The organism is Bradyrhizobium sp. WU425 (assembly GCF_021052305.1).
Taxonomy (GTDB): domain Bacteria; phylum Pseudomonadota; class Alphaproteobacteria; order Rhizobiales; family Xanthobacteraceae; genus Bradyrhizobium; species Bradyrhizobium canariense_D.
Genome location: NZ_CP088089.1, coordinates 4,465,322 through 4,490,722, shown reverse-complemented (window position 1 = coordinate 4,490,722; position 25,401 = coordinate 4,465,322). Strand labels below are relative to the sequence as shown.

Annotated in this window: 34 protein-coding genes, 1 tRNA gene and 2 pseudogenes; 22 read left to right on the top strand and 15 right to left on the bottom strand. The window is 63.0% G+C overall.

Translation table 11 applies throughout. The features are described from left to right. Window position 1: 1 nt before the first annotated feature. Window positions 2-382: a hypothetical protein gene (locus BcanWU425_RS21780; RefSeq protein ID WP_018454376.1), complete on the top strand. Its 381-nt coding sequence runs from the start codon at window positions 2-4 to the stop codon at window positions 380-382. 22 nt (window positions 383-404) lie between these two features. On the opposite strand, the pseudogene BcanWU425_RS21775 reads toward BcanWU425_RS21780, so the two are convergent. From BcanWU425_RS21775 to BcanWU425_RS21755, 5 genes and pseudogenes are all read right to left on the bottom strand, one after another. Continuing rightward, window positions 405-913 (bottom strand): annotated as a pseudogene (locus tag BcanWU425_RS21775) (hypothetical protein). A gap of 220 nt (window positions 914-1,133) precedes the next feature. Next, window positions 1,134-1,310 carry a hypothetical protein gene (locus BcanWU425_RS21770; RefSeq protein WP_007610124.1) on the bottom strand — a complete coding sequence of 59 codons (177 nt, stop codon included), beginning with the start codon at window positions 1,308-1,310 and terminating at the stop codon, window positions 1,134-1,136. Window positions 1,311-1,479: 169 nt separating this feature from the next. Continuing rightward, window positions 1,480-1,751, bottom strand: a pseudogene (locus tag BcanWU425_RS37730) (hypothetical protein). A 175-nt stretch (window positions 1,752-1,926) separates the two neighbouring features. Continuing rightward, a complete protein-coding gene (locus BcanWU425_RS21760; RefSeq protein ID WP_018454373.1) occupies window positions 1,927-2,229 on the bottom strand; it encodes a hypothetical protein in 303 nt (100 codons plus the stop codon). A gap of 245 nt (window positions 2,230-2,474) precedes the next feature. Next, a complete protein-coding gene (locus BcanWU425_RS21755; RefSeq protein ID WP_007591378.1) occupies window positions 2,475-2,660 on the bottom strand; it encodes a hypothetical protein in 186 nt (61 codons plus the stop codon). Window positions 2,661-3,067: 407 nt separating this feature from the next. Here BcanWU425_RS21755 and BcanWU425_RS21750 point away from each other — a divergent pair, with 407 nt between their 5' ends. Both BcanWU425_RS21750 and BcanWU425_RS21745 read left to right on the top strand, forming a co-directional pair. After that, window positions 3,068-3,364 (top strand): HU family DNA-binding protein, encoded by a 297-nt coding sequence (locus BcanWU425_RS21750; protein WP_007591377.1) that lies wholly within the window; start codon window positions 3,068-3,070, stop codon window positions 3,362-3,364. 136 nt (window positions 3,365-3,500) lie between these two features. Continuing rightward, entirely contained in the window at window positions 3,501-3,677 is a 177-nt protein-coding gene (locus BcanWU425_RS21745) for a DUF2934 domain-containing protein (protein ID WP_018454372.1), read from the top strand. A gap of 252 nt (window positions 3,678-3,929) precedes the next feature. On the opposite strand, the gene BcanWU425_RS21740 is transcribed toward BcanWU425_RS21745, so the two are convergent. Next, a complete protein-coding gene (locus BcanWU425_RS21740; RefSeq protein WP_018454371.1) occupies window positions 3,930-4,157 on the bottom strand; it encodes a hypothetical protein in 228 nt (75 codons plus the stop codon). A gap of 287 nt (window positions 4,158-4,444) precedes the next feature. Between BcanWU425_RS21740 and BcanWU425_RS21735 the strand changes: the two genes are divergently transcribed. The 4 genes from BcanWU425_RS21735 to BcanWU425_RS21725 all read left to right on the top strand — a co-directional run bounded on the left by BcanWU425_RS21735 (window position 4,445) and on the right by BcanWU425_RS21725 (window position 5,954). Then, window positions 4,445-4,594 carry a hypothetical protein gene (locus BcanWU425_RS21735; protein ID WP_018454370.1) on the top strand — a complete coding sequence of 50 codons (150 nt, stop codon included), beginning with the start codon at window positions 4,445-4,447 and terminating at the stop codon, window positions 4,592-4,594. A gap of 257 nt (window positions 4,595-4,851) precedes the next feature. Beyond that, on the top strand, window positions 4,852-4,974 hold the full coding sequence (locus tag BcanWU425_RS37420; RefSeq protein ID WP_256468045.1) for a hypothetical protein: 123 nt from the start codon (window positions 4,852-4,854) through the stop codon (window positions 4,972-4,974). A gap of 207 nt (window positions 4,975-5,181) precedes the next feature. Further along, window positions 5,182-5,541, top strand: coding sequence for a hypothetical protein (locus tag BcanWU425_RS21730; protein WP_231188548.1), 360 nt, complete (start codon window positions 5,182-5,184; stop codon window positions 5,539-5,541). Window positions 5,542-5,756: 215 nt separating this feature from the next. Then, complete coding sequence (locus BcanWU425_RS21725) at window positions 5,757-5,954, top strand: hypothetical protein (RefSeq protein ID WP_085353591.1); 198 nt, start codon at window positions 5,757-5,759, stop codon at window positions 5,952-5,954. On the opposite strand, the gene BcanWU425_RS37415 is transcribed toward BcanWU425_RS21725, so the two are convergent. Together BcanWU425_RS37415 and BcanWU425_RS21720 are read right to left on the bottom strand one after the other, a co-directional pair. Continuing rightward, window positions 5,951-6,076 (bottom strand): hypothetical protein, encoded by a 126-nt coding sequence (locus BcanWU425_RS37415; protein ID WP_085353452.1) that lies wholly within the window; start codon window positions 6,074-6,076, stop codon window positions 5,951-5,953. The two genes, BcanWU425_RS21725 and BcanWU425_RS37415, sit on opposite strands and share 4 nt — an antisense overlap. Window positions 6,077-6,153: 77 nt before the next feature. Next, window positions 6,154-6,384 (bottom strand): hypothetical protein, encoded by a 231-nt coding sequence (locus BcanWU425_RS21720; RefSeq protein WP_026233438.1) that lies wholly within the window; start codon window positions 6,382-6,384, stop codon window positions 6,154-6,156. Window positions 6,385-6,662: 278 nt separating this feature from the next. Here BcanWU425_RS21720 and BcanWU425_RS21715 point away from each other — a divergent pair, with 278 nt between their 5' ends. Then, entirely contained in the window at window positions 6,663-6,956 is a 294-nt protein-coding gene (locus BcanWU425_RS21715) for a hypothetical protein (protein WP_026233439.1), read from the top strand. A gap of 67 nt (window positions 6,957-7,023) precedes the next feature. On the opposite strand, the gene BcanWU425_RS21710 is transcribed toward BcanWU425_RS21715, so the two are convergent. Continuing rightward, window positions 7,024-7,188: a hypothetical protein gene (locus tag BcanWU425_RS21710; protein ID WP_018457755.1), complete on the bottom strand. Its 165-nt coding sequence runs from the start codon at window positions 7,186-7,188 to the stop codon at window positions 7,024-7,026. A gap of 274 nt (window positions 7,189-7,462) precedes the next feature. Between BcanWU425_RS21710 and BcanWU425_RS21705 the strand changes: the two genes are divergently transcribed. From BcanWU425_RS21705 to BcanWU425_RS21685, 5 genes are all read left to right on the top strand, one after another. Then, the gene (locus BcanWU425_RS21705; protein ID WP_231188546.1) at window positions 7,463-8,224 is read left to right on the top strand and encodes an SIR2 family NAD-dependent protein deacylase; all 762 of its coding nucleotides are present in this window, start codon (window positions 7,463-7,465) and stop codon (window positions 8,222-8,224) included. Between the two features lie 198 nt (window positions 8,225-8,422). After that, window positions 8,423-9,055, top strand: a complete 633-nt coding sequence (locus BcanWU425_RS21700; RefSeq protein WP_018457757.1) for a cold-shock protein — start codon at window positions 8,423-8,425, stop codon at window positions 9,053-9,055. A gap of 111 nt (window positions 9,056-9,166) precedes the next feature. Beyond that, window positions 9,167-9,652 (top strand): DUF192 domain-containing protein, encoded by a 486-nt coding sequence (locus BcanWU425_RS21695; RefSeq protein ID WP_018457758.1) that lies wholly within the window; start codon window positions 9,167-9,169, stop codon window positions 9,650-9,652. A gap of 111 nt (window positions 9,653-9,763) precedes the next feature. After that, a tRNA-Pro gene (locus tag BcanWU425_RS21690) sits at window positions 9,764-9,840 on the top strand. A gap of 803 nt (window positions 9,841-10,643) precedes the next feature. After that, the gene (locus BcanWU425_RS21685; RefSeq protein WP_018457760.1) at window positions 10,644-10,838 is read left to right on the top strand and encodes a hypothetical protein; all 195 of its coding nucleotides are present in this window, start codon (window positions 10,644-10,646) and stop codon (window positions 10,836-10,838) included. A 40-nt stretch (window positions 10,839-10,878) separates the two neighbouring features. Here the strand turns inward: BcanWU425_RS21685 and BcanWU425_RS21680 are convergent, their stop codons facing one another. Further along, entirely contained in the window at window positions 10,879-12,048 is a 1,170-nt protein-coding gene (locus tag BcanWU425_RS21680; protein WP_018457761.1) for an OpgC domain-containing protein, read from the bottom strand. A 258-nt stretch (window positions 12,049-12,306) separates the two neighbouring features. Between BcanWU425_RS21680 and BcanWU425_RS21675 the strand changes: the two genes are divergently transcribed. The 3 genes from BcanWU425_RS21675 (at window position 12,307) to BcanWU425_RS21665 (ending at window position 13,864) form a co-directional block, all read left to right on the top strand. After that, window positions 12,307-12,612 (top strand): ETC complex I subunit, encoded by a 306-nt coding sequence (locus tag BcanWU425_RS21675; protein WP_007591346.1) that lies wholly within the window; start codon window positions 12,307-12,309, stop codon window positions 12,610-12,612. Between the two features lie 193 nt (window positions 12,613-12,805). Further along, window positions 12,806-13,291: an Lrp/AsnC family transcriptional regulator gene (locus tag BcanWU425_RS21670; protein WP_007591345.1), complete on the top strand. Its 486-nt coding sequence runs from the start codon at window positions 12,806-12,808 to the stop codon at window positions 13,289-13,291. A gap of 273 nt (window positions 13,292-13,564) precedes the next feature. Continuing rightward, the gene (locus BcanWU425_RS21665) at window positions 13,565-13,864 is read left to right on the top strand and encodes a DUF3551 domain-containing protein (RefSeq protein ID WP_007591343.1); all 300 of its coding nucleotides are present in this window, start codon (window positions 13,565-13,567) and stop codon (window positions 13,862-13,864) included. A 73-nt stretch (window positions 13,865-13,937) separates the two neighbouring features. Here the strand turns inward: BcanWU425_RS21665 and BcanWU425_RS21660 are convergent, their stop codons facing one another. Next, on the bottom strand, window positions 13,938-14,966 hold the full coding sequence (locus BcanWU425_RS21660) for an AraC family transcriptional regulator (RefSeq protein ID WP_204511133.1): 1,029 nt from the start codon (window positions 14,964-14,966) through the stop codon (window positions 13,938-13,940). Window positions 14,967-15,124: 158 nt separating this feature from the next. On the opposite strand from BcanWU425_RS21660, the gene BcanWU425_RS21655 reads away from it, so the two are divergent. Genes BcanWU425_RS21655 through BcanWU425_RS21640 form a run of 4 tightly spaced genes read left to right on the top strand, consistent with a single transcriptional unit; the run spans window position 15,125 to window position 20,814 of the window. Further along, window positions 15,125-16,252, top strand: a complete 1,128-nt coding sequence (locus BcanWU425_RS21655) for an isovaleryl-CoA dehydrogenase (RefSeq protein WP_445818658.1) — start codon at window positions 15,125-15,127, stop codon at window positions 16,250-16,252. A gap of 24 nt (window positions 16,253-16,276) precedes the next feature. Further along, window positions 16,277-17,881 carry a carboxyl transferase domain-containing protein gene (locus tag BcanWU425_RS21650; RefSeq protein ID WP_204511134.1) on the top strand — a complete coding sequence of 535 codons (1,605 nt, stop codon included), beginning with the start codon at window positions 16,277-16,279 and terminating at the stop codon, window positions 17,879-17,881. 4 nt (window positions 17,882-17,885) lie between these two features. After that, complete coding sequence (locus tag BcanWU425_RS21645) at window positions 17,886-19,901, top strand: acetyl/propionyl/methylcrotonyl-CoA carboxylase subunit alpha (RefSeq protein WP_204511136.1); 2,016 nt, start codon at window positions 17,886-17,888, stop codon at window positions 19,899-19,901. 1 nt (window position 19,902) lies between these two features. After that, window positions 19,903-20,814, top strand: a complete 912-nt coding sequence (locus tag BcanWU425_RS21640) for a hydroxymethylglutaryl-CoA lyase (protein ID WP_204511137.1) — start codon at window positions 19,903-19,905, stop codon at window positions 20,812-20,814. A 44-nt stretch (window positions 20,815-20,858) separates the two neighbouring features. Here the strand turns inward: BcanWU425_RS21640 and BcanWU425_RS21635 are convergent, their stop codons facing one another. From BcanWU425_RS21635 to BcanWU425_RS21625, 3 genes are read right to left on the bottom strand one after another with little or no spacing between them, the layout of a single operon-like run. Continuing rightward, window positions 20,859-22,217 (bottom strand): TRAP transporter large permease, encoded by a 1,359-nt coding sequence (locus BcanWU425_RS21635; protein WP_204511138.1) that lies wholly within the window; start codon window positions 22,215-22,217, stop codon window positions 20,859-20,861. Further along, entirely contained in the window at window positions 22,214-22,768 is a 555-nt protein-coding gene (locus tag BcanWU425_RS21630) for a TRAP transporter small permease (RefSeq protein WP_204511140.1), read from the bottom strand. The genes BcanWU425_RS21635 and BcanWU425_RS21630 overlap by 4 nt, the downstream gene beginning before the upstream one ends. Beyond that, on the bottom strand, window positions 22,765-23,787 hold the full coding sequence (locus BcanWU425_RS21625; RefSeq protein WP_204511142.1) for a TRAP transporter substrate-binding protein: 1,023 nt from the start codon (window positions 23,785-23,787) through the stop codon (window positions 22,765-22,767). Before BcanWU425_RS21625 ends, BcanWU425_RS21630 begins: the two co-directional genes overlap by 4 nt. A gap of 331 nt (window positions 23,788-24,118) precedes the next feature. Between BcanWU425_RS21625 and BcanWU425_RS21620 the strand changes: the two genes are divergently transcribed. After that, window positions 24,119-24,361, top strand: a complete 243-nt coding sequence (locus BcanWU425_RS21620; protein ID WP_204511144.1) for a pentapeptide MXKDX repeat protein — start codon at window positions 24,119-24,121, stop codon at window positions 24,359-24,361. Between the two features lie 138 nt (window positions 24,362-24,499). Here BcanWU425_RS21620 and BcanWU425_RS21615 read toward each other — a convergent pair whose 3' ends face one another. Further along, on the bottom strand, window positions 24,500-24,847 hold the full coding sequence (locus BcanWU425_RS21615; RefSeq protein ID WP_018457771.1) for a DUF6481 family protein: 348 nt from the start codon (window positions 24,845-24,847) through the stop codon (window positions 24,500-24,502). Window positions 24,848-25,115: 268 nt separating this feature from the next. Here BcanWU425_RS21615 and BcanWU425_RS21610 point away from each other — a divergent pair, with 268 nt between their 5' ends. After that, on the top strand, window positions 25,116-25,352 hold the full coding sequence (locus BcanWU425_RS21610; RefSeq protein ID WP_231188542.1) for a hypothetical protein: 237 nt from the start codon (window positions 25,116-25,118) through the stop codon (window positions 25,350-25,352). Window positions 25,353-25,401 lie beyond the last annotated feature (49 nt).

Below are 25,401 nucleotides of genomic sequence, written 5' to 3'. Positions count from 1 at the left end.
CGTGAAGGCGATCACACTGCTCGCGGTGGCGGCCATGCTGCTGGTAGAAATCTTCGGGTCGAAGGCGAGCGTCGGCGGCTCGATGAGCTTCATGCTGGTCTTTGTGCTCGTGATGCTGGCTGTCGCGATCTACGAGGCTTGGTCGAACGAGCGCGGCGCGATCGGATGGATCGTCAACCTGTTCGCTTCGGCGGTTGGCGGGCTGGTTGCGGTTGCCCTGATCGGGATGGCCGTGGAGGCGATGCTGCCATACCTTCACCTCGAAGGTTCGCTCGCGTCCTCGCAACATCCCCTGAAATACGTCCTAGTCGCAGCCATTGCGATCTGCATGGTGCTGGGATCATGGCTGCCGCTGTTGGCCGTCAACCGGTTTCGTCACTGAAGGGCACCCGGCGTCGCGCTCCCTAGCGCTTTGCTTCCTGCTTGCCACGCCTGATTTCCTCAGCCTCGTCCACCAGCTTCAAGGCGGCGCCGTCGTAGCTCAGCTTGAGCCCACGGCCGACAGTCCATATCCATCCGTCCCGGGCGTCCCTGGTTGGCTGGGCGTTGAACTGGTCGGAGATCGATTTGACGGCAGCGTCTTGGGGACCCGGATTGTTCAACTCCGCAATGACGCGCCAGATGGGATGTTTGGGATCAGGATTCCCAGGGTCAACGTCGTCGGCAAAGATCGTGACCTTGGCGCCGTCGACTGCGCACTCCAGGACGTAGGAATCGCGAATCTGACGGCAGCGGTAGCGACGTTGCGTGACGAGCTTGTTGGTTTCGTCGAATGTCATCCCTGGCGAAAAGCCGAGGATGTCGACTTCTTCACGAGTGCCATAGACGCAGGCTTTAGAAAGCCGGGCTGTACCGCCACGAGAACGGCGGCAACAACAACGATCAAGCCGGCGACAACAATGGCAATCTTCATCAGCCCCTCACAAGAAACGTTCGACCATACAACAGCCGGAGCGTTCTACCAGCCATCGCCCTGCATGCTTCGAGCCTCCGGCTATTTTTGTAGGACTGCACCTTCGGAGGATCACAGCTTCGGAAGATCGCATGGGCACGTATCGGCTGGTCATGAACGTGAAAAACCGCCCCTGACATGACCAGGGGCGGCTTTCACCAAACGGGGTTTCGAACGCGATCTAGTGACCGGTGCCCGGCTTCGTCGTCTTCGGCGGCTTGCCGTCTTCGATCCGGCCTTCGTTGCGCAAGTCGCGACCTTCCTGGGCCTTCTTCTGGCTCTCGGGGGACTTGCCGTGTTCGTTCATCTCTTCTTTGATGAATCCGGCGCCTTCCTTCACTTTACCTTCAACGCTCATGACGATCTCCTTGCTGGAGATGGGGCAACTCGCGGCAAGACCTGACCGTTCCGGTGCGCGCACGATTGTGAGGAGTGCATTCGACAGGTTCCAAAGACCCTTCTCATGAAATGGCCGCGCCGCTTGTGGAAGCGACGCGGCCGGGAAGCGAGCCGTACAGGAAACCGGCTTACTTCTTGTTGCTGCGGGTCTTGGTACCGCCCTGGTCGCTGCCCGGGCCGGAGCCGCCCTGGCCGGAGGCGTCGGGCCTCACCATTCCGCCCTTGCTCATGCCGTCATGGCTCACGCCGGTCGTGCCGCTGCTCATCGTGCCCTTGTCCGTGTTGGTCATGCCGGGCTTCTGCATGTTGTCGGACTGCGCGGCGGGGCCGGTCTGGGTCTGGCCAAGGCAGAGCCGCACATGAGGCCGAGGGCGGCGGTCGCAATGACGAGCTTCTTCATCTCAAACTCCTGGTTGGTTGTGTGGGCCAACGGGAGCGCAGAAACCGTGTTCCTAAAACAAGGCGTTCCGGAGTGCAAAAATTCTCGTCTGCAACGAGGCGTTGTCGGTTCTGCTTGAATCAGAACTGCTCCGGATTGTTGTGACGCGTTTTCGTCCCGCGAACTTGAAAACGCTCTAAGCCGCAAGCCGCTGATCGGCCGGGCCCGTCAGGTGCTTGAGCACTTCCGCGTGCTCCAGGTCGGGAACCGCAATGGCCGTGTGGCTGTAGCTCGTATTGGTTCGTGAGTTTGCAATCCTGTCCAGGATCTCGCCGCCCTTGATGACGTGGAGACCCATGCCCTCTCCCGACGGGAAGATCGCGAGCACCACGTCATAGGCTGTGATGACGGCGCGAAGCGCTTCGGCCTTGTCTTCGGCAATGTCGACGAACACGCGAACATCGGCCGCGAGTTCACGCAGCTCGTTAAAATCCAGCACTGTGGGGTACTCCAACGCAACGATACTAAGAGGAGCTTGGAGGCGTTAGGTTACCGAAGTCTCAACGGCGCATGCCCAGCCAAAGGTTTATCGACCAGGCGCTCCCGTCCAGCCGATAGGACGCGCGGGCGTTGCCGCTTGCTCGGCAAGGCGCCGGCACGGAAAGAACCTATGGAGCGGGAGGGACGAAGCGCGCCTCATACCCATACGGGCGTCACGCGATACGCGCGTGACTCATGCGCGGTTTACTTGGCGTATCCCTGGGAGCGGAGCCACGCGATCTTGCGGTCGCCATTGATCCAGTCGTCGGCGTCTGCCTTGCTGGTGAAGCCCTTGATTTCGCGCTGTTCGCTGTCCGGGTAATCCGCCAGGATTTTCCAGTCGTTGTCTGCAATGCGGACGGTTTTGAAGGTCACTTTTGTTTTTGCCATGCCGCATTATGCAGGAGATGGCCGGAAAAGAGAACCTGCCTTGTGACGGTCACCGGGGTGGCCGGGCGCAGACCTCGGGGGTCAGCCTGATCGGCAGTGCGGGGCCGGGTCCAGGCAAAGACGAAAGCCCCGCCTGGGGAAGCGGGGCTCTCTGATGGGGGGTGAAGCTTGGGGACTTCAAAGAGTTAGACGCCTCGGGGAGAAAATGGTTCAACGCGAAAACGGCGGAAGCTGCGGCATCTTTGCCGGGGCGTCCGGCCCTCCGCAGAACCCCTGCTTGCGTTTTGGGCGTCGATGGGTTCTAAGCCCCGTCACTTCATGAAAGTTGGCATGAAACAGAAGCGCGTTGCGCGGTCGGACCGCGTCCTGAGCAAAGCCTGCTCGCGCGCACAGAAGGAAATTCAGACATGGCGAAGATGACGAAGACTCAGTTGATCGATGCAATTGCCGAGGGCACGCAGCTGTCGAAGAACGACGTGAAGTCGGTCATCGAGTACATGGCGACGGTCGGCTACAAGGAGCTCAACGAGTCCGGCGAGTTCGTCATTCCCGGCTTCGTGAAGATGTCGGTGGTGAACAAGCCGGCGACCGAAGCCCGCATGGGCGTCAATCCCTTCACCAAGGAGCCGATGCAGTTCGCCGCGAAGCCGGCGAGCAAGTCGGTGAAGGCCTCGCCGCTGAAGGTGGCCAAAGACTCCGTCTAAGGGCTCGCGTTTTCGTTGCGGAGGCTTCTTTTCGCGGAGCGCTGCAATGATTGCTTGCTTGTGCTGAACCAATAAGGAACTCTCTTAAGGAACTCTAGGGCGTCGTCAGGCTTTGCTTCCGAAAGGGAGAAATCACATGACTGGTCTCAGCGAAGAAGAGATTCGAAATCGGGCCTATCACCTCTGGAAGGAGGCTGGCGAGCCCGCAGGCACGATGGACACCTTCTGGTATGAGGCCGAAAAGGAGCTTCTCGCCGAGCGGACCAAGCAAGGCGAAGTCCCACCCGGCATGACCGACAATTTGTCGGTCTGACTTTGCTGGTTTAACAGGCGGACAGGGGCGAGCGTCGACAGTTCTCAAAGCAGCCACCCGGCATAACACCCGGGTGGCTGCTTTGCTGTTCGGGCCCTCGTTCGAATCGAGTCGCCTCCGTGCGGCCGCCTCAAAGAAAAACCCCGGTCTTGGGGACCGGGGCTCTTCAAGCTGGTCGGCCGCGTTGCGACATGCCGCCAGCACCACCGAATTCGACCTGACAACGCGGGGCGGGAAAACTCGTTCCGGCCGCTAGTCCGGCGATACGGACACGTCGATGATCGCCGGCGTATCGACCTGGCGCTCGCGCCAGACGATGAGATCGCATTTGGGATTGAGCCACTGATATTCGGAGCCGCGCGCCTTCAGGTGCGCGAGCGCTGCATCATGTGCGGCGGTCTGATCCGGCGCTTCGACCATGATCTCCACGGTCTCTTCGATCTGACGCACCACTTCGACGGCGTAGTATTTTCTGGTCACGATCCCTAGCTCCGGAATGACTAACGGGGAGGGCGGTGGCGCGTTCCCCAAAAGAAAAACCCCGCGCTTTCGCACGGGGCCTTCTTGGCTGGCGGGGAAGGGATTTCAGCGCCTAGCCGCCGCGCCGTGGCTCGAACTTAAGGTTGAAAACCTAAAAAGCAACCGTCGGCGCGCGGAAGGCTCAAGGCGATGTGCCCGGCGAATTTCACGGGAGGGGCTGGACTTGTTGTTCCCATTTTGTTCTAGTGAGGCATCTCTTTTGGCAGCGACATTCTCTGGAGGTGCCCATGACTGTCGAGAAACAACGCGAAGTGATCAGGCTCTGGAATCAGCTCAGGAAGCTTGATGGTCCGGCCGCGGAAGAACTCCGCATCCAGATCCTCGAATGCTTTTCGGAGAAGGCTCTATCGAAGGATACGGCGAAGCGAGCGGCGTGATGAGCATCGCACTATCTCGATGACAACAGGCAATCGCGCGCGCCTTCACCGATCGTTAGGGATCGTTTTGCGCTGGATTTCTCGACTCCGATTCGTTCCTTGCGAACGAAATGGAGTCGGATGCAGAACAAGTCGTGGCTTCTGTGTCGATCCGGGACACGCCTTTCCTGACCAAGCCGGCGTGATGCTTCGCACAGTCCCGTTCGCCTGTCCTCGCTACGAGTGAGGCGAGGGAGACGCGACATGGATGCGTGCTGTTGCTCGAGATGTTCGCCGAGATCGCAAAAGTGTTTTGGTACGACCGGCACCCGCGCTTGCGCAACGACAGGCCCTCGGTGCCGCCGGTGCCACCGCGGTCGAAGTCCGAAGACGCGATGTGAGCGCGCGATCGTTGGCGACTGCGGTCGTTTGCGTGCGAACGATATATTAAGGCTTGCTTCGTGCCGATTTCTGCGATTCCGATTCGTTCTCCGAGAACGAAAGGCAGGCGAAGCTGGAACAAAGCCGGACGACGGATCACCACACCTTCGCTTCACCGTCTCGACGCTCTCCGTCTCCGGCGCTATCGTTGCCCCGGCGGACGCAACATGAAGAACGGGCTTTATTCCATCCACATCCACATGCTCGACGGCGTGAAGGGCCGCGACAGCGGCGTGCTGATCCCGCGTGACGGCGTTCTGCTCGGCGGCGGGCCGTATTTCTGGTCGCGCGGCGCCTACACGATCCGGAACGGCAATTCGGACAACGGCCCTTCGGAGCACGGGACCTGGAAGGGCGAGCTTGTCACCACCAGCATACGCCGTTTGCGGATGGCTTCGCCCGGCCACTGTTCGGCGGAGTGGAGGCAACGAGCGGCTTCTCCGGGACGTTCAGCGACGACACGGCCGAGGTGTTCGGCACCGTGCTGGTCGCAGGCCATCGCAGCCTCGGTTTTCGCGCGAGCCTGAAGCGGCTCGCCGAGTTCTGAAGACGCTTGTTCTGAAGAGGCTTGGCGAACTCCTAACGGAAGCTTGCCGCGAAGCCGATAACCCTATTCGGTTAGGTTAAAAGCGCAATCGCGTTGCACTTGCCGCCACTTGCGATAGGTGTCTGGCGAAGACGCGATCCGACTTTGGCCAACAAGCGACTTTGGCCAACAAGCAATTTTGCCAAGAACGAATTCATGACACCTTTTTCAGAACCGTCCTTTTATCAGGGCGACCGCCACACCTACCGGCGCGTCGCCATCGTCGGCACGCTCTTTTGTCTGGCTTTCGTGGTGATCAGCGTCTCGCTGCGGCCACAGCTCGAGGACACGCGTGTCGCGGTCAAAGCCGACAGGCTGATGCGCACGGCGGGCCAGCCACCGCACACGAATTAACGGTCGTCGGTGGAGGTCTGATGGTCGGCGGAATTGCTCGGGCACGCGGTGCCGTGTGAGGCGAGCGCCACGAAGCCGGCATAGCCGGACAGGTTGAGCAGGATTTCGAGCCAAACGGGCATGTCGGCCTCCTTTCTCCTTGAAGGCTACGCCAACGTGCGCGCGAAGCGCATGTTCCCGGACAAGGCGGACCGGCGCCTCAAAGTGGGGTGGTGGGGTCGAGCCGCCGGCCGAGGGCGCCTACGGACTCGCTCGACGGCTGTTCCTTAAGGAACTCGGCAATCGCCCGCGCCAGTTCGCCGTCGCTCATCGGGGTCGGCGGCGGGCGCAGCGTACCGACACCGAAACTGCGGACGATCTCGTCGTAATGCTGATCTCCGGATCTGGGAACGAGCCTGCGGATACGGGCCAGCAACGTGGATATCGGCACTTTATCCTCCTCGGCTCCCCGCTGGCAGCAATTGTGGCGCATTGCCAATGCTGTGCGTGGAACTGAAAACCCCGCCAGCATCGGTGATGCTGACGGGGTCTTCGTGCTGTTGCCTCAACCGGACGGCGGAGGCTTCCGCACTTGAGCAAACAATTCGCGGAACGCGTGCCCGTTCCATGCGTGGCCGGATTTATTCCGAATTCGGTTCCACAGGCTTGCGCGCAACCATCGCAACGCGCCGGCGTTGTCTGCGCGAGATACGAAGGAGGAGATTCATGATGAGGAAGACACTGGCAGTTCTGGCTACCGTCGCGGCCGTTGGCGTGACCGCGGTCGCGGCGCCTTCGCCTGCCGAGGCGCGCGGCCGCGGCATCGGTCCGGGCCTCGCGTTCGGTCTTGCCGCCGGCGCCATCACCGCGGGCGCCGTCGCCGCGTCGCATCCTTACGGCTATGGCTACGGCCCGCGGTATGGCTACTATGGCGGCCCCGCTTATGCCTACGGCCCTGGTCCCTACGCTTATTACGGTGATGGACCGTACTACCGCCGCCACCATTATTACCGTCACTGGTAACGGCTGAACAAACGAAAAGCCCGGAGCAATGCTCCGGGCTTTTTTCATGCTCGGTGATCCGGTGTCGTTACGGCCAGAGCGAGGGCCGTTCCGCCTTGCGCGCGTTGTCGAGCGTCGACACGAAATACTCTTCACGTTCGCGCTTGAATTTTTCCTGGGTGGCACGGAAGGCGGCGACACGGGCGGCGATCTCTTCGCGTTCGCGGATTTTGCGTTGTTCGTCCTCGGTCATGTTAAATCCCCTCTGCACGTGAGTATGTGTCCTACTGAACCCAAGCACTGCCGCCGCAATCACGTTGAGTCGCGTCAACACATGCATTGGCGCTTCTGATTGGGGCGTCAATGGGGAGGAGGCATTGCAGGATTGTGATAAGCGAGGGTCGGAAAAAATTGCCGACCATGTCTTGCGTGGCGGTGGAGAACAGCGTCAATAATCTTGTCGCTTGCGCATGTTGCAGCTAGCGCAAAAACAAATCAGTAAAACAAAAGCAAAACGGGAGGCGGCGTTGATTGCATCGGATCTTCGCAGCGGCGTCGAGCGTCTTGGCGACATGATCGCCGAAGCCAAACGGATCGTGCCGTTCACCGGCGCCGGCATCTCGACCGAATGCGGCATCCCCGACTTTCGCTCGCCGGGCGGAATTTGGACGCGCAACCGCCCGATCCCGTTCGACGAGTTCGTCGCCAGCCAGGAGGCGCGCGACGAATCCTGGCGCCGGCGCTTCGCCATGAAGGAGGTCTTTGCGGCGGCCAAGCCCGGCCGCGGCCATCGCGCGCTCGCCTCACTCTACCGCGCCGGCAAGGTTCCCGCGATCATCACCCAGAACATCGACAATCTGCATCAGGCCTCCGGCGTCGCAAGCGATCACGTGATCGAACTTCACGGCAACACCACGTATGCGCGCTGCATTGGATGCGGGCAGGCCTATCCGCTTGATTGGGTGAAGCGCCGCTTCGACGAGGAGGGCGCCGCGCCCAACTGTACCGTGTGCGACGAGCCGGTGAAGACCGCCACGATCTCCTTCGGCCAGACAATGCCCGAGGACGAGATGCAGCGCGCGACGGCGCTGTCGCAAGCCTGCGATCTCTTCATCGCGATCGGTTCCTCGCTGGTGGTATGGCCGGCCGCGGGCTTTCCGATGATGGCGAAGGAATCAGGTGCACGCCTGGTGATCGTCAATCGCGAGCCAACCGAGCAGGACGACATCGCCGACCTTGTGATCCGCCACGACATCGGCGAAACGCTGGGGCCCTTTGTCGGTGATTGAGGCAGCAATTTGATTCGCGGCTGTGCAAGCTGTTCATAGGTTCCGCCGAATCTCTTTTTTGTCTATGCGTCGCAACCGGGAGTGTTATCTTTTGAGTCGAAAGATTCGCGTCGCGTCGAGTTGAGAAGATTCTCTAAAGACGCGTGATTCGGCGCCGCCATTCAGGCGGGTTGCATGGCATGTGTGGGGTCCGGGGTTATGGGGTCGTCGGACGGATTTGAGTCCAAGAAGGTCGGAGTTCCCGCGGTGGGCGAACACGGCGGTGGCGGTCGCGACAGTGCACTCAGTCCGTTCACCGGACTTGGTGAGAGCAGCGCCAACCTCGTCGAGGTTCACGGCGTCATCAAATGGTTCGACGCCTCAAAAGGCTACGGCTTCATCGTTCCCGACAATGGCTGGCCCGACGTGCTCCTGCACGTCACCGTGCTTAGGCGCGACGGCTTCCAGACCGCCTACGAGGGCGCCCGCATCGTCGTCGAGTGCATCCAGCGCGCCAAGGGCTACCAGGCGTTCCGCGTGGTCTCGATGGACGAGTCGACCGCGATCCATCCGGCGCAGATGCTGCCGCCGCGCACCCATGTCACGGTGACGGCGACCAGCGGGCTGGAGCGGGCTCAGGTCAAATGGTTCAACCGGCTGCGCGGTTTCGGCTTCCTGACCTGCGGCGAGGGCACCCCCGACATCTTCGTGCACATGGAAACGCTGCGCCGCTTTGGCATGACCGAGTTGCGGCCCGGCCAGTATGTCCTGGTCCGGTTCGGGCCCGGCTCCAAGGGCATGATGGCGGCCGAGATCCATCCCGAGACGGGATCGCCGGTTTCGTCCCACTAATTCCATTCCCGCGATCGTGAGCAGAGGTGCGCTGGCTGGCGGGCGCGCCTCTGGCTTTTCCGGTGACCGCCACGTAAGGACTGGTCCAGTCCCACGCCTCGAGAGCCATCCATGAATTTCGATCGAAAGGCCGTCTTCGCCCTTGCGAAGGGCTGGCTTGCCGCCATCCTTGTCATCGCCGGCTGTGCCGTCGCGAGCGCACCCGTGCGCGCCGCCAGCTTCCAGCCCCTCGAGATCGTCACCAGGAACGGCGTGCAGGTGTTCTCGGTCGAGGTCGCGACGACGGAGGAAGAGAAGCAGACTGGCCTGATGTACCGTAAGGAACTGGCGGACGGCAAAGGCATGCTGTTTGACTTTAATCCCGAGCAGGAGGTGTCGATGTGGATGAAGAACACCTACGTCTCGCTCGACATGATCTTCATTCGCGCCGACGGCCGAATTCTGCGCATCGCCGAAAATACCGAGCCGATGTCGACAAAGATCATCTCATCCAGGGGGCCCGCGCGGGCTGTTCTGGAGGTGGTGGCAGGCACGGCGCAGAAATATGGCATCCGCGCCGGCGACCGCGTGGGCCACCCGCTGTTCGGCAGCAAGTAGGCGGGAGGGCTTATTGCCCCGTCCTGGCGGTCTTTTGGGAAGCTTGCTCGCGCCTTTGGAAGGCTTGCTGGCGCTTTGGGAAGCGTGTATCGACGGGGCTCGCCGGACATTCGGGGTATAGCGCAGCCTGGTAGCGCGGCAGTTTTGGGTACTGCAGGTCGTTGGTTCGAATCCAGCTGCCCCGACCAGTCCGAGGTGGGCCAGACCCGCGCCTCAGAACAATAGCCAATCGGCGAGGCGCCAGGCGAGCGCAGCTCCAGCCGTGCATGGCGCGCGTTCGATGCCGATGCCCGCAGCCGCCAAAGCCTTCCTAACCCTCGGCGCTCATTCCCTGCGCAACGCGACTTTCCGCGCGACATTTCAAGGCATTGGGGCGGGTCGGGCGGCGCGGAATGCGTAAAACTTTGTCGAACCTTTAGGCGTCGTCCTAGACATATTGGTGTTGGGGATTTCAGCGCCCAATGCCTAACGGACGCCGCCAAGCGATGATATTCCGCTTGCGCGGCGTTACGCTTTTCCAACCATCAGTTCGTTGCGTACCAGCCGAACGGAAACGGCAGGAACGGCCAGGCCAGCTGATTGTCGTTGGCGGCCTTCCGCGACTCTTGCTCCGGCGTCTTCGCGGGCAGAGCAGGCGGCGTCGAACGCAGCGCCAAGCGCAGACATGCACATTGCAAATTCATCGTGGTGGCCCCCGCCCATCAATCGTTTTCAAAAATTCGCGTCAGCCTGGAAATCAACGCGCGTCCTCAAAACGACGCGCTCATTCTCAAATCGCACACAGTCTAGGAAAATCGGCGGCCGCTTTCAACCGGTCTCGCCACGCGCTCACAGGAGGTAAGGTTGATCGGTTAGGTTAAGAGCGAGCGGTTGTTGCGGGCGCCTTCGCGACTGTTATCAGATCGGTTCGGCTTGCGACGGTCTGCCTGAAATTCGTGCTCACACGACATCACAGTTCGTCGCAGCGCTCGTATCCTGTGAGTTCTGTATCATGTCTCTCGATCGCAACGTCCGAACCGTCGGTCCGCAGGCGAGCTGGACCGAGATCTGGCACCTCTGGACCGTGTTCGTGCCGCGCCGCTCGATCAACGGGCAGCTCGTTTACGGCAAGGTCTGGCGCCGCCACGACGGCCGTGACTGGATCTACAAGAAGTTTACCGAGTACGACAGCGAAGCGGCGGCCTGAAGCGGCGGCGCTATCGTCCGGCGGGATCGGAGCTGCCCGTTCAAGCGGCCTTTGCGGCCGCAGTCTTGGGCGGCGGCGGCTTCAGCGGCTTGTCCTGCTTCTTCGACCAAGAGATGTAATAGGCCACCGTCGTCATGATCGCGATCCCGGCGACGCTGACGAAGATCTGCGCGAACAGCGAGCCCGAGCTCATCGACAGCTCGAAATGACCGACGAAGGACAGGAACACGCCGACGCAGAACACGGCGAGCGACTGCTGGCCGCACACGATGATGGGGTCGAACCCTTTCCATTCCAGGCCCGGCCAGTCCTTGGGCACGAAGCGGATCACCAGGATCACGATCACGACGAAGTGGATAAAGCGGTAGGGCGCGAGGTTGGTCTTGTCGTTCGGGTTGAACGCCGAGAACAGCCATTCCGGGAACATGCCGCCGAGGGTCGGGAAGCGGCCGGCCATGGTCATGACCAGCGCAAACAGCATGTAACCAAGACAGAGCCACAGCGTGACCGGTGCGTTGATCAGCGTCATCGAGCGCCGCGCGCCGCCCATGGCGCACCAGGCGCCGAACACGAACAGCACCTGCCAGCAATACGGGTTGAAGTACCACTGTCCGGCCGGATAGGCGTTCAGGTTCAGGCCGAAATGGCGCGCGGTCAGCCACAGCACGATGGACAATGCCATCGTCAGGTCCGGCTTGCGCAGCATGAACCAGAGCACGGGCGGAAACAGCCCCATCAGCACGATGTAGAGCGGCAGCACGTCGAGATTGAGCGGCTTGAAGCGCAGGAACAGGCCCTGGCGCAGCGTCTCGGTGGCGTTGTCCACCAGGCCGGCGACGTTGAACTCGTTGATCATCTCGGAATCGCCGAAGCGCAGCGCCAGATAGCTGATCGAGGCGATGTAGATCACGAACAGGATGATGTGGGCGACGTAGAGCTGCCAGACCCGCTTGGTCAGCCTCGTAGCACCGACGAGGAAGCCGCGCTCGAGCATCATCCGCGCATAGACGAAGGAGGCGGTGTAGCCGGAGATGAAGACGAACAAATCCGCGGCGTCGGAAAAGCCGTAGTTGCGGGTGGTGATCCAGTTCACCACGTTGTCGGGGATATGGTCGAGGAAGATCGCCCAGTTCGCAATGCCGCGAAACAGGTCGAGCCTGAGGTCACGGCCCTTCTCGGGGAGCGTGGCGTTGATGTTCAGGAAGGACATGCGACGGGAGCTTTCGGAGGGTACGGACAGGTAGATGTCAACGAAGCAGGGCCACCGGGCGAGACCCCGGCGCGGAAGGCGGGTACGCAATTGTCACGATGCAGCATAATGATTATACCCATCGGCGAGCCATCCCGGGGCCGGAATCACCGATCAGTTCCCTAAAGGTGTCTCTATACTATGCCCGCGGTTTCCACCAACTGCTACCGTGACGCATCGAAATCGAACGAAAAGACGAACAAGAGGCCCGGACCGTCCATGACCGCACGCATTTTCAAGCCCGCCAAGAACGCGATGCAATCCGGCCGGTCGAAGACCAAGGAATGGCAGCTCGACTACGAGCCCGAGCAGCCGCGCGCGGTCGAGCCGCTGATGGGCTGGACCTCGTCCGGCGACATGAAGCAGCAGATCACGCTGCACTTCCACAGCAAGGAAGAGGCGGTCGCCTATTGCGAGCGCAAGGGCATCGCCTACCAGGTGATCGAGCCAAAGGAATCGGTGCGCCGTCCGGTCGCCTATGCGGACAATTTCTCGTTCCGCCGCGGCGAGCCGTGGACGCATTGAGGGCGGGCAACGAAACTCTCGTCATGCCCGGGCTTGTCCCGGGCATCCACGTTTTAGCGTCCACGTAAAAAGCCCGCGGTTGGCCGGGACAAGCTCGGCCAACCACGCCGGTTCTTCCCATCGTCCTGCCCTTGGCAGCCATTCCGCCCCGTGCTTCGCTGTCTCGCATGATGCGACCATGACGAGGTGGGCTATGGCGGGGCGTGACCAGCTCGACGGCGTCGATCTGAAAATTCTCTCCGAGTTGCAGCAGGACGGGCGGGTTCGCAATAACGAGCTGGCGCTGCGCGTCGGGGTATCCGGGCCCAACTGCGTGAGGCGGCTGAAATCGCTGTTCAGCCGCGGCGTGATCCGGGCGGTGCGCGCCGTTATCGACGAGCGGCTGCTCGGCTACGAGGTGGTGTCGTTCGTCTCGATCCAGCTCGGCAGCCAAGCCCAGCCGGTGCTGGCGGCATTCGAGAGCTCGATCGCCGCGATCCCGCGCATCCAGCAGTGCTGGCGGATTTCGGGAGACACCGACTATCTTCTCAAATGCGTGGCGCCGAGCGTCGAGAGCATGCGGCAGCAGCTCCTGCATTTCGCCGCGATGCCGAACGTGAAGAACGTCCGCAGCTTTCCGGTGCTGGGCGTGGCGAAGGACGTGCCGCTGCCACTGCAGGAGATCGCGGCGGCAGGATAGTTCGGCGGCGACGGGTCCCAAAACGTAGCTCGCGTAACGACATCCAAACATCCGAAGGCGCGGGAGTGACTCCCTTACCGGGATACAGGTTCGGATAAGGCGGATATAAACCTAAGTAACTCACCTAACTGTGACATGTGATTTGCGAAGTTCTGCAATGCGCCGAAGCGTGATTGCCGGTTCCTGGTGCTGGCCTACATGCGAGGTGTGAACCTCAGCCTGCGTCGCATGCCGAGGCCTCTTTTGTGGGACCCTGAAGCAGGAAAAGACAACATGACCTCGATCTCGAAGACGTTCGTCGCATCCGCTGCGACGCTGTTTGCATCTGCGTTTCTCATGATGACCGCGCCGGCTGCCCAGGCAGAAGACTACTGCATCACCAATGGTGCCCAGGCCGCGCATGGCTGCGGCTATCCGACGATGGAGGCCTGCCGGGCCGCGGCCGGCGGCATCGGCGGCTCGTGCTCACAGAGCGGCGGCGCGAAGACGTCGACCGACGCGCTGGCCTTCCAGCCGAAGCAGACGCACTCGCGCACCAAGCTGCGCCCGGGCGGGCAGACCAACTCGAACTGATCGAGACCGGTTTGGAAATGTTGCGGCCTCCGAGTTGGATCTCGGAGGCCGCAACAGCATGACAGCACGCGCGTCAGCGATACCTGCCGCGAAACTCGCGCGGTGAGGCGCCGGCCCAGGTGCGGAAGGCGCGGGAAAAGCTCTTCTCGCTGCGGAAGCCGGCGATCTCCGCGATCCGCTTGATCGGGCTACGACTGCGCATCAGCTCCTGCTTCGCGAGCTCGAATTTTGCCTCTTCCTTGAGATCCCGCAGTGAGGTCGCTTCATCGCGCAGGCGCCGATGCATGGTGCGGGTGGAGAGTGCTAGCTCGCTTGCGACATCCTCGGCGCCCAGACTGCGTCCGCGCGCATTGCGGAGTACGCGGCGAACGCGCTCGACCAGCAGCCGGTCGCGCCGATAGGGCAGTACGGTCAGCCGCAGCGCGCCCTTGAGCATGTTGTCGAGGTCCGCCGCGCTCCGGGTGAGCGGCAGCGACAGGTAATGCTTGTCGAAGGTGATGGAAGCGCGGTCCGCACCGAAGCGGATGTTTCGGCAAAAGATGGTCGGATAGACCGAGACGTGGCCGGGCTCGGGGTACGGAAATTCCGCGGCGCGGAGCGCGATTTGCGAATCCACCGCCCAGCAGGAGAAGCCGAGAACATAGCGGAGCAGGGTGACCAGGCAGAATTCGCGTAGAGGTCCGAGGTCGGCCAGTTCGCGGATGGACACGACCGCGGTCTCCTCGCCGACGGCGAGATCGAGCAGCACGTCCTCGGTGAGCAGACGATGGTGCCGGCACCAGCGCTTGAGCGCGACCTCCAGCGTCGGGGCGGTGATCGAGGCGCGGCACAGCATGCCGTAGGTGCCAAAGGGCAGCCGCCGCGAGAACCAGCCGAGCGCCTCGTCATCGAGTTCGCGCATGGCATGGCCCGCCAGCGCCTCGAACTGGCCGGCCGTGACCCGCCCATCCGGAGAATTGACAAGGTCCGGCGTTACCTGACCCCGGCTCAGCGCCTCGGTCGGATCGCGGCCGTAGCGTTCGTAAGCGGCAACGACGCCGCGGACGAAGGCGGCAGGGGTCACGGCACGGCGCGGGATCGCGGTTGCGACTTGAAAAGGCATCGGAAAATCCTCTGGGAAAATCCTCGCCAAGTTTGGCGGAAAATGCAACCTTTTCGACCGCAGAAGGGCCCCGATGCCGCTAGGTTCGGTCCCCAAAATAGGGAGGAATCGCCTTGAATATCCCGAGCATCGATTTCGATCTGGGCGAAGACATCAGCATGCTGCGCGACACGCTGCGCGCCTTCGTGGAGGCGGAGATCGCCCCGCGTGCCGCCGATATCGAGAAGGCCAATCTATTCCCGGCGGACCTCTGGAAGCGCCTTGGCGACCTCGGCCTGCTCGGCATGACCGCGCCGGAGCAATATGGCGGCTCCAACATGGGCTATCTCGCCCATATCGTCGCGATGGAGGAGATTTCGCGCGGCTCGGCCGCGGTCGGCCTCTCCTATGGCGCCCACTCAAATCTCTGCGTCAACCAGATCCGCCGCAACGGCAATGATGCGCAGCGCGAGCGCTATCTGCCAAAGTTGATCTCCGGCGAGTATGTCGGCGCGCTCGCGATGTCCGAGCCCGGCGCCGGCTCAGACGTCGTCTCGATGAAACTGCGCGCCGACAAACGCGGCGACCGCTACGTGCTCAACGGCTCGAAGATGTGGATCACCAATGGCGGCGATGCCGACGTGCTGGTGGTCTATGCCAAGACCGATCCGGAAGCGGGCCCGCGCGGCATGACCGCCTTCCTGGTCGAGAAGGGGACGAAGGGCTTCAGCCACGGCCAGCATCTCGACAAGCTCGGCATGCGCGGCTCCAACACGTATCCGCTGTTCTTCGACGAATGCGAGGTGCCGGAGGAGAACGTGCTTGGCAAGGTCGGCGAGGGCGTCAAGGTGCTGATGTCCGGCCTCGACTATGAGCGTACGGTCCTCTCGGGTGGACCACTCGGGATCATGGCGGCCTGCATGGACGCGGTGGTGCCCTATATGCACGAGCGCAAGCAGTTCGGGCAGCCGATCGGCGACTTCCAGCTCATGCAGGGCAAGCTCGCCGACATGTACGCGACCTGGCAGGCCACGCGCGCCTATGTCTATGCGGTGGGGCGTGCCTGCGACCGCGCCAATCACGCGCGCAGCTTGCGCAAGGACGCCGCCGCTGCGATCCTCTATTCCGCCGAGAAAGCGACGTGGATGGCGGGTGAGGCGATCCAGGCGCTTGGCGGGGTCGGCTACACCTCCGAATTTCCGGTCGGACGCCTGTGGCGCGATGCAAAGCTTTACGAGATCGGCGCCGGCACCTCGGAGGTCCGACGTATGCTGATCGGTCGCGAATTGATGGCCGAGACGGCTTAAAACCTTCACGCGATTGGAATCAACATGCCGCTCCATTCCAGCATCGATACGTCTTCGTCGGACTTTGCGCGCAATTCCGAGGCCATGCGCACCCTCGTCGCGGATTTGCGCGAGAAGCTGAGCCAGGTGGCCGGCGGCGGCGGCGAGGTCTCGCGCAACCGCCATACGTCGCGCGGCAAGATGCTGGCGCGCGAGCGCGTCGACCTGCTGGTCGATCCCGGCACCGCGTTCATGGAGCTGTCGCCGCTCGCGGCCTATGGCCTCTATGGCGGCGACGTGCATTCGGCGAGCGTCGTCACCGGGGTAGGGCGTATCTTGGGCCGCGAATGCGTGATCGTCGCCAACGACGCCACCATCAAGGGCGGCACCTATTATCCCATGACGGTGAAGAAGCATCTGCGCGCGCAGGACGTGGCGCGGCAGAACAATCTTCCCTGCGTCTATATGGTCGATTCCGGCGGCGCCTTTTTGCCGCTGCAGGACGAGATCTTTCCGGACGAGCGGCATTTCGGCCGCATCTTCTACAACCAGGCGCAGATGTCGTCGCAAGGCATCCCGCAGATCGCCATCGTGATGGGCTCCTGCACGGCCGGCGGCGCCTATGTCCCCGCGATGTCGGACGAGAGCATCATCGTGCGCAACCAGGGCACGATCTTCCTCGGCGGGCCGCCGCTGGTGAAGGCGGCGACGGGCGAGGTGGTGACCGCCGAGGAGCTCGGTGGCGCCGACGTGCATTCGCGACAATCAGGCGTGACCGATCATTACGCCCAGAACGACGCGCACGCGATCGGCATCGCCCGCCGCATCGTCGGCACGCTGAAGCCATCGGTACGGCCAAACCTCAACATGCATCCGCCGCGTGATCCCTTGTTTGCGGCGGAGGAGATCTACGGCGTGGTGCCCGTCGACGGGCGCAAGCCGTTCGACGTGCGCGACATCATTGCGCGCGTGGTTGATGGTTCCGAGTTCGACGAGTTCAAGAAGCTCTACGGCACGACGCTGGTGTGCGGCTTCGCCCACATCTGGGGTTTTCCGGTCGGCATCATTGCCAACAACGGCATCCTGTTCAGCGAGAGCTCGCTGAAGGGGGCGCATTTCATCGAGCTGTGCTGCCAGCGCGGCATTCCGCTGGTGTTCCTGCAGAACATCACCGGCTTCATGGTCGGCAAGAAATACGAAGCCGGCGGCATTGCGCGTGACGGCGCCAAGCTGGTGACGGCGGTCGCGACCGCGTCGGTGCCGAAATTCACCGTAGTGATCGGCGGCTCCTACGGCGCCGGCAATTACGGCATGTGCGGCCGCGCCTACTCACCGCGCTTCCTGTGGATGTGGCCGAACGCGCGCATCTCGGTGATGGGCGGCGAGCAGGCCTCGATGGTGCTGAGCCAGGTCCGCCGCGACAATATCGAGGCCAAGGGCGACAGCTGGTCGAAAGAAGACGAAGATAAATTCCGCGAACCTATCCGCGCGCAATATGAGAGCCAGGGGCACCCGTATTACGCGACCGCGCGGCTGTGGGACGACGGCGTGATCGACCCGGCCGACACAAGGCTGGTGCTCGGTCTCGGCCTCTCGGCGGCATCGAATGCGCCGATCGAACCGACGAAATTCGGCCTGTTCAGGATGTGATGCGATGGACCGCTCAAAGCTCTACCGCCGTTTTCGCACCCTCCTGATCGCCAACCGCGGCGAGATCGCCTGCCGCGTGATCCGCACCGCGCGCGCCATGGGCCTGCGCGCGGTCGCGGTCTATTCCGAGGTGGATCGCGACGCGATGCATGTCGCGCTCGCCGACGAGGCCGTGCTGCTCGGGCCCGCACGTGCCCGCGACAGCTATCTCAATCCCGAACGGCTGATCGAGGCCGCGCGCAAGACCGGCGCGGAGGCGATCCATCCCGGCTATGGCTTCCTGTCGGAGAATGCCGAATTCGCCCAGGCGTGTTTCGACGCCGGACTGGTCTTCGTCGGCCCGACAGCGGCAATGATGACTGCCATGGGCTCGAAGTCCGGCTCCAAGGCGCTTATGGAGAAGGCCGGCGTCCCGCTGGTGCCAGGCTATCACGGCGAGGCGCAGGACGATGCGACGTTGGCGAAGGCGGCCGAGAAGGTCGGTTTCCCGATTCTGGTGAAGGCGTCCGCTGGCGGCGGCGGCCGTGGTATGCGCATCGTTCGCTCCGCGGATGAACTTGCGCCTGCGATCGTCAGCGCGAAGCGCGAGGCCAAGGCCGCGTTCGGCGACGACCGCATGCTGATCGAAAAATATGTCAATAACCCGAGGCATATCGAGGTGCAGGTGATCGGCGACAGCCACGGCAATCTGCTCTCGCTGTTCGAACGCGAATGCACCCTGCAGCGCCGCCACCAGAAGGTGATCGAGGAGGCGCCGTCGCCGACGCTCAATCCCGCCCAGCGCGAGACGGTCTGTGCCGCCGCGCGAAAGGCTGCGGGCGCCGTCAACTATGTCGGCGCCGGCACCATCGAGTTCGTGTCCGACGGCAAGGACGTGTTCTTCATCGAGATGAACACTCGTCTCCAGGTCGAGCATCCCGTGACCGAGCTGATCACGGGGATCGACTTGGTCGAGTGGCAGTTGCGCGTCGCTTTCGGCGAGGCGTTGCCGCTGAAGCAGGACGAGATCAAGCTTCACGGACACGCCGTGGAGGCGCGGGTCTATGCGGAGAACCCGACCAAGAACTTCATGCCGTCGGTGGGCAAGATATCAACCTGGCGTCTGCCCGCTGAAACGGGGGGGCTGCGCATCGACTCCGGCTATCGGGAAGGCGATACGGTTTCGCCGTACTACGATGCGATGCTGGCAAAAATGATCGCCTGGGCGCCGACGCGGGATGTCGCGATCGAGCGGCTGAACCGCGGGCTGGAAGAGTCCGACGTCCGCGGCATCGTGACCAACATCCCGTTCCTGTCGGCGCTGATGACGCATCCGAAGGTGAGGGCGAACGCGATCGACACCGGCTTCATCGAGCGCGAACTGATGGTTCTGACGCAGGCCCCGGCGGCGCCGGGCGAGCTCGAGCTCTGCGCCGCGGTGGCCGCTGTGATTAACCACGAGCGGCAGGCTGCACAGGCGGACGCGAATTCGCCCTGGCAGACCTTTGGCTGGATGCCGGTCGGCCGCCGCCAGCGCAATTTTGCGTTTCGCGCGGGTCATGGTGTTGGTCATGGGTCCGAGCAGAAGATCACGCTGAACTATGGCAGCGGACCAGCGACGCTGGTGATCGGCGAACGCGAGCTGGCATTTGCGATCGCGCCCCGGGACGGCGGCTTCGACGTGACGCTTGACGGCGTCAAATCGTTCGTCGCGGCCGTGATCGACGGCCATGAGCTGTATTTGCGCACGCGCAACGGGCGATTCGACCTGCATTGGGTCGATCCGTTCGGCGGCGAGATGGAGGAGCAGGCCGGCGCGGACAAGATCGCAGCGCCCTTGCCGGGCACCGTCGTCGCCGTGCTGGCGGAGGAGGGCGCCAAGCTCGAGAAGGGGGCGCCGATCCTCACCCTGGAAGTGATGAAGATGGAGCAGACGCTGCGTGCGCCCTATGCCGGCGTGCTGAAATCCATCAAATGCAAGGTCGGCGACATCGTCCAGGAGGGCGTCGAGCTCGCCGTGGTCGAGCCTTCCGGAGAATGAGATGAGCGATAAGGTCCGCATCATCGAAATGGGGCCGCGTGACGGCCTCCAGAACGAGAAAACGGCGGTCAGTGTCGAAGCCCGGATCGCCTTCATCGAGGCGCTGGTCGCGGCCGGCCTCAATACAGTCGAGGTCGGCGCCTTCGTCTCGCCCAAGGCGATCCCGCAGATGGCGAGCTCGGACGCCGTGCTGCGCGGCGTTCGCCATTTGACCAGTGCCGAATTCCACGTGCTAGTGCCGAACGAGAAGGGCTATGACGCCGCGTGCGCGGCCGGCGCAAAGATCGTCTCGGTGTTCGCCGCGGCCTCCGAGGGCTTTTCGCGGGCCAACATCAATTGCACGGTCGCGGAGTCCATCGAACGGTTTAAGCCGGTGCTGGCGCGCGCCAGGGTCGATGGTGTCAAGGTCCGCGGCTATATCTCCTGCGTGCTGGGCTGTCCGTTCGACGGCGATATCAAGCCGAAGGCAGTTGCCGATCTCGCCACCACGCTGTGGGATCTCGGCTGCTACGAGATCTCGCTCGGCGACACGATCGGTGTCGGTACGCCTGATAAGGCCAAGGAGATGCTGCGGGCGGTCAGCGCCAACATCCCTCCCGCCAATCTCGCGATGCATTTTCACGACACCTACGGCCAGGCGCTCGCCAATCTCTATGCGGGGCTGGAGGAAGGCGTCCGCGTCATCGACGCCGCCGCCGGCGGCCTCGGCGGCTGCCCCTACGCGCCGGGCGCGACCGGCAACGTCGCGACCGAGGACGTCGTCTATATGCTCGGGGGCATGGGGATTAGGACGGGTGTCGATATGGACCGGTTGCTGGCGGCAACCAACGAGATGAGCGGCGTGCTGGGTAAGCCGCCGGTGAGCCGCGTGGCCTCCGCACTGAACGCGAAGAGGAAGCGCGCCAGCTCCTAGTTCTCCATTATTGCGAGCGCAGCGAGCAATGATGGTGGACGCAGCTACCTGCTCCCGTCCGGCCCCATCACCAGGTCCGGCAGTGCGGTCGAGATGCCCGGCACGAAGCAGAGCAGCAGCACCGCGAGCATCATCAAAAGCACGAACGGCAGCGTGCCCCAGATCACCTCGCGCAGGGGAATATCCGGCGCGACGTTGCGGATGACGAAGATGTTGAGGCCGACAGGCGGATGGATCAGTCCCATCTCCATCACGATGGTCATGACGACGCCGAACCAGATGATGTCGAAATTGGCGGCGCGGAGCGGCGGCAGGATGATCGGCGCGGTCATGAGAATAATCGAGACCGGCGGCAGGAAGAAACCGAGCACGACGACCATGACGAGGACCGCGAACAAGAGCCCCCAGCGCGGCAAATGCATCGCGACGACGGATTCGGCGGCCGATTGCGAGATGTGCAGATAGCTCATCACGTAGGAATAGAGCAGCGACATGCCGATGATCATCATCAGCATGGTCGATTCCCGGATCGTCGATTTCAGGATCGGGGCAAGGTCGCTCGGCCGCCACACGCTGTAGATCGCCGCGATCAATGCCAGCGCCAAGAGGCCGCCGAGGCCGGCGGTCTCCGACGGCGTGGCGTAGCCGCCATAGAGCGCGATCATGACGCCGGTGAGCAGCAGCACGAAGGGGATCACGCGCGGCAGCACGCTGAAGCGTTCCGCGAGCGTGTACTCGTCGCGGGCGAGGATCGCAGCTTCCGGGCCGCCGTTCTTGTAGATCGCTTCGGCCGCGGCGTATTCCTGGCGGAAGCGGATCACGGCGTAAACGCCGAACAGCGAGACCAGCAGCAGGCCGGGCCCGATACCGGCGAGGAACAGCCGTCCTAGCGATTTTTCGGCGGCGACCGCAAACAGGATCATTGTGATCGACGGCGGTAGCAGAATGCCGAGCGTGCCGCCGGCGGCGATGATCCCCGCGGCGAAGCCGCCGGAATAGCCGCGCTTGCGCATCTCGGGGATGCCGGCCGAGCCGATTGCCGAGCAGGTCGCGGGCGAGGAGCCCGCCATCGCCGCAAACAGCGCGCAGGCGAACACATTGGCGACGCCGAGCCCGCCGGGGACGCGGTGCAGCCAGGCGTGCAGGGCCGAGTAGAGATCCTGGCCGGCGCGCGACTTGCCGATCGCGGCGCCCTTCAGGATGAAGAGCGGGATCGACAGCAGCGTGATCGAGGCCATTTCCTCGTAGACATTCTGCGTCACCGTGTCGAGAGAGGCGGCGGGCATGTAGATGCCCATGAACACGACTGCGACCGCGCCGAGCGCGAACGCGATCGGCATGCCTGAAAACATCACGACCAGCGTCGCGATCCCGTAGGCGAGGCCGATACCGAAAACGCTCATGAACGCCTGGCTCCAGCGAAAGGCAGCGCAAGCTGCACGAGGATCTGGACGCAGAGCAGGCTCATGCCGAACGCCATTAGCGAATAGGGGATGGCCAGCGGCGGCGACCACATCGAGTTCGAGACCTGGCCGTCGACATAGGCTTCATGCGCCAGTGTCCAGGACTTCCAGGCGAAGAAAGCGCAGAACAGAAGCGTCACGGCATCGACCAGCCAGAGCCTGATCCGGTTCGCCAGTGGTGAGAGCAGGCCGACGAAGGCCTCGATGCCGATGTGACCGCGGTTCTGCTGCACGTAGGCGGCCGTCATGAAGGTCGCGCCGACCAGCAGGAACACCGCGGCCTCGTCCTGCCAGTAATTGGCAGCCTTGAACAAGGCGCGGCTGAGCACGCTGTAGCTCAGGATGGCGCAGGCGGCGATCAGCGCAATCGCGGCGAACACGACGATGATGTTGTTGAGGATGGCGAGACCGCGATCGATCGCTGCCGCAAGGCCGGTCCTTGCGGCAGCGTTTACCTGGTCGTCACGATCCGGAAGCGGACCGTGGCTCATGCGGCGACGTCGGTCGCGAGCTTGAGCAGGTTGGCAGATGTCGCGGTCTTGGCGCCGTAGTCCTTCCATGCGGTGTCGCGGGCGATGTCGCGCCACTTGCCGACGGTCGCGGCATCGAGCGCCGAGACCTTGGCGCCGGCCTTCTCGTAGACCTTGGCGACCTCGACGTCGTCGTCCTGCGCGCCCTTGCGGCCGAAGGCTTCGAGCTCGGTGCCGACCGCGAGCAGGACGTCCTGCTGGTTCTTCGGCAGCTTGTCGAAGATCGCCTTCGACATCATCAGCGGCTCGAGCATGAACCAATAGGACGCGCCTGCGCCCGAGGTCAGCGATTTCGCGACCTCCTCAAGCCGGAACGAGATCAGGCTGGTCGAGGAGGTGATGCCGGCATCACACGCCCCCGTCTGCATCGCTGCGTAGATTTCGTTCGAGGGCACCGACAGCACGGATGCGCCGGCAGTCTGCAGCACCATGTCCATCTCGCGCGAGCCGCCGCGCACCTTGAGACCCTTGGCATCTTCGGGGGCCACGATCGGCTTGGAGCGGCTGGCGACGCCGCCGGCCTGCCACACCCAGCTGAGCAGGATGATGCCCTTGTCGGCGAGGAAGTCGGTCAAGGCCTTGCCGACCGGCTCCTTCTTCCAGCGCATGCCCTGGTCGTAGGTGGTGACGAGGCCCGGCATCAGGCCGATATTGGTTTCCGGCAATTCGCCGCCGGCATAGGGCATCGGATAGAGGCTGATGTCGAGCGCGCCCTTGCGCATCGCGGAGAACTGCGCGTTGGTCTTGATCAGCGAGGAGTTCGGATAGATCTCGGCGGCGATGTCGCCGTTGCTGCGCTTGCTGACTTCGGCGGCGAACACGCGACAGAGCCGGTCGCGGAAATCGCCCTTGTCGACGGTGCCGCCCGGGAATTGATGCGAGATCTTCAGCGTGGTCGCGGCATGCGCGGTGCCGGTGCCGAAACGGAGAATGGCGGGTGCGGCGACGGCGGTCGCGATCAGGTGGCGGCGCGTGAGCATGGCGTGATTCCCTTGGACGGTTCTTGGACGGTTCTTTGGAGCGTTCTTGTTTGCCTTGATCGTGGGCTGGTCTTGGAGACCGCGCTGAGGCCCATCCTAGCCGGTCTTTCAGACAATGTTCTCTAGTCTGATAGTTCGAGACCGAATGCCGCGGCAAGTGTCGGTGATGCTGCGTTGCACACTCCCGATCTCCTACATCCGCAGAACCAAGGATGGCGGCGGGCTCGCGGAAATTTATCGGCGGCTGCGTAACAACGCCCCGTGGCAATCCGTCGAGATCAGATAGCGGCGTCCGTCGCTAACCAACATCATCTCGAAGGGAAGACCAGTCATGACCATTCGTACCCGCATCGCGCTCGGCATTTCGGCGGCCGTTCTCTCGCTCGGCCTCGCGCTGTCGCCGGCCGCCTTTGCCCAGGACAAGATGGGCAAGGATGACGGCATGATGAAAAAGGACACGATGTCCAAGGACGGCATGAAGAAGGACACCATGTCCAAGGACGACGGCATGAAGAAGGACACGATGTCGAAGGACGGGATGAAGAAAGACGACGGGATAATGAAGAAGCACTGATCTTCCAACGTCGAGAGGCGCTTGCGACAGGCAGACGCGCGCCAAAAATCCGGGGGCGGTCACGTAGACCGCCCCCGGAGCATTTGTTTCAGTCCAAATTCAATTGAACGTGACTTGCGCGCGTTAGACTTGCAAACGTTACTTGCGCTTCGCCTTGCGGGCGGCGTAGCGGGCGTCCCGCTTGGCTTTTTGCTCGGCCTCGGCTTCGGCCGCCTTCGCGACGGCTTCTTCGGCCTCGCGGGCGATCCGCGCGGCCTCGAGCGCGGCAGCTTCTTCTTGAAGGCGCTTCTGCTCGGCCTTTTCCGTGTCGCGCGCAGCCTTTGCTTCGGCGCGCTTGGCCGCAAGGGCCTCGCGCTCCGCACGCTTCGCCACAACCGCGGGATCATCCGGCCCCGGCTGCGACTTGAATTTGTTCAAAAGGTTCTTGCGTGCTTCCTGTGCCGCCTTTTGCCGGTCGGAGAAGCCTGGTTCCCTAAATCCACTCATCGGCGAACCTTGTCATCCTCGCTTTCGATCCTACATCACTGCCTGTTGGTACGTCGGCTGGGCATAGCGGGCGCCGCGCGACGCAGATGCGTGTACATCGGCGCGCGCCGTGATGCCACCTATAATCGCAGCCGATCAGGTAGACGAAAATCGCCGCCCCCGACGATCTCTCGTAGCCCGGAAAAACTGCCGAATTGTGATGTCCCTCATAAGGGGGCACCAGGGCGGTGCCTAGCGTCCGCCCCGGTATGAGACGCGGAGCACGGGTATGACGATCTCACGACTGAGCCTGAAGGCGCTCGCAATCGCGGTCGTGGTGGCAACCCTGGCCGGTGCCACGCTGCTGCTCGCCGGTCCGCAGCCGATCGAAAGTGCCGTCCTGGGCACAGATTGGGAATGCACCCAGACCGCGTTTGTGCTTACGACCTGCGCTCCGCGCGTCCAGCAGGCGATCCCGGCGGCCGAAACCTCCCGCAAGGAAGCGATCCGGCCGACCCGAGGCTAACCGGGAGAAGCTGGACGGGATGTGACGCCACGCCGCAGAAGTGATAAAG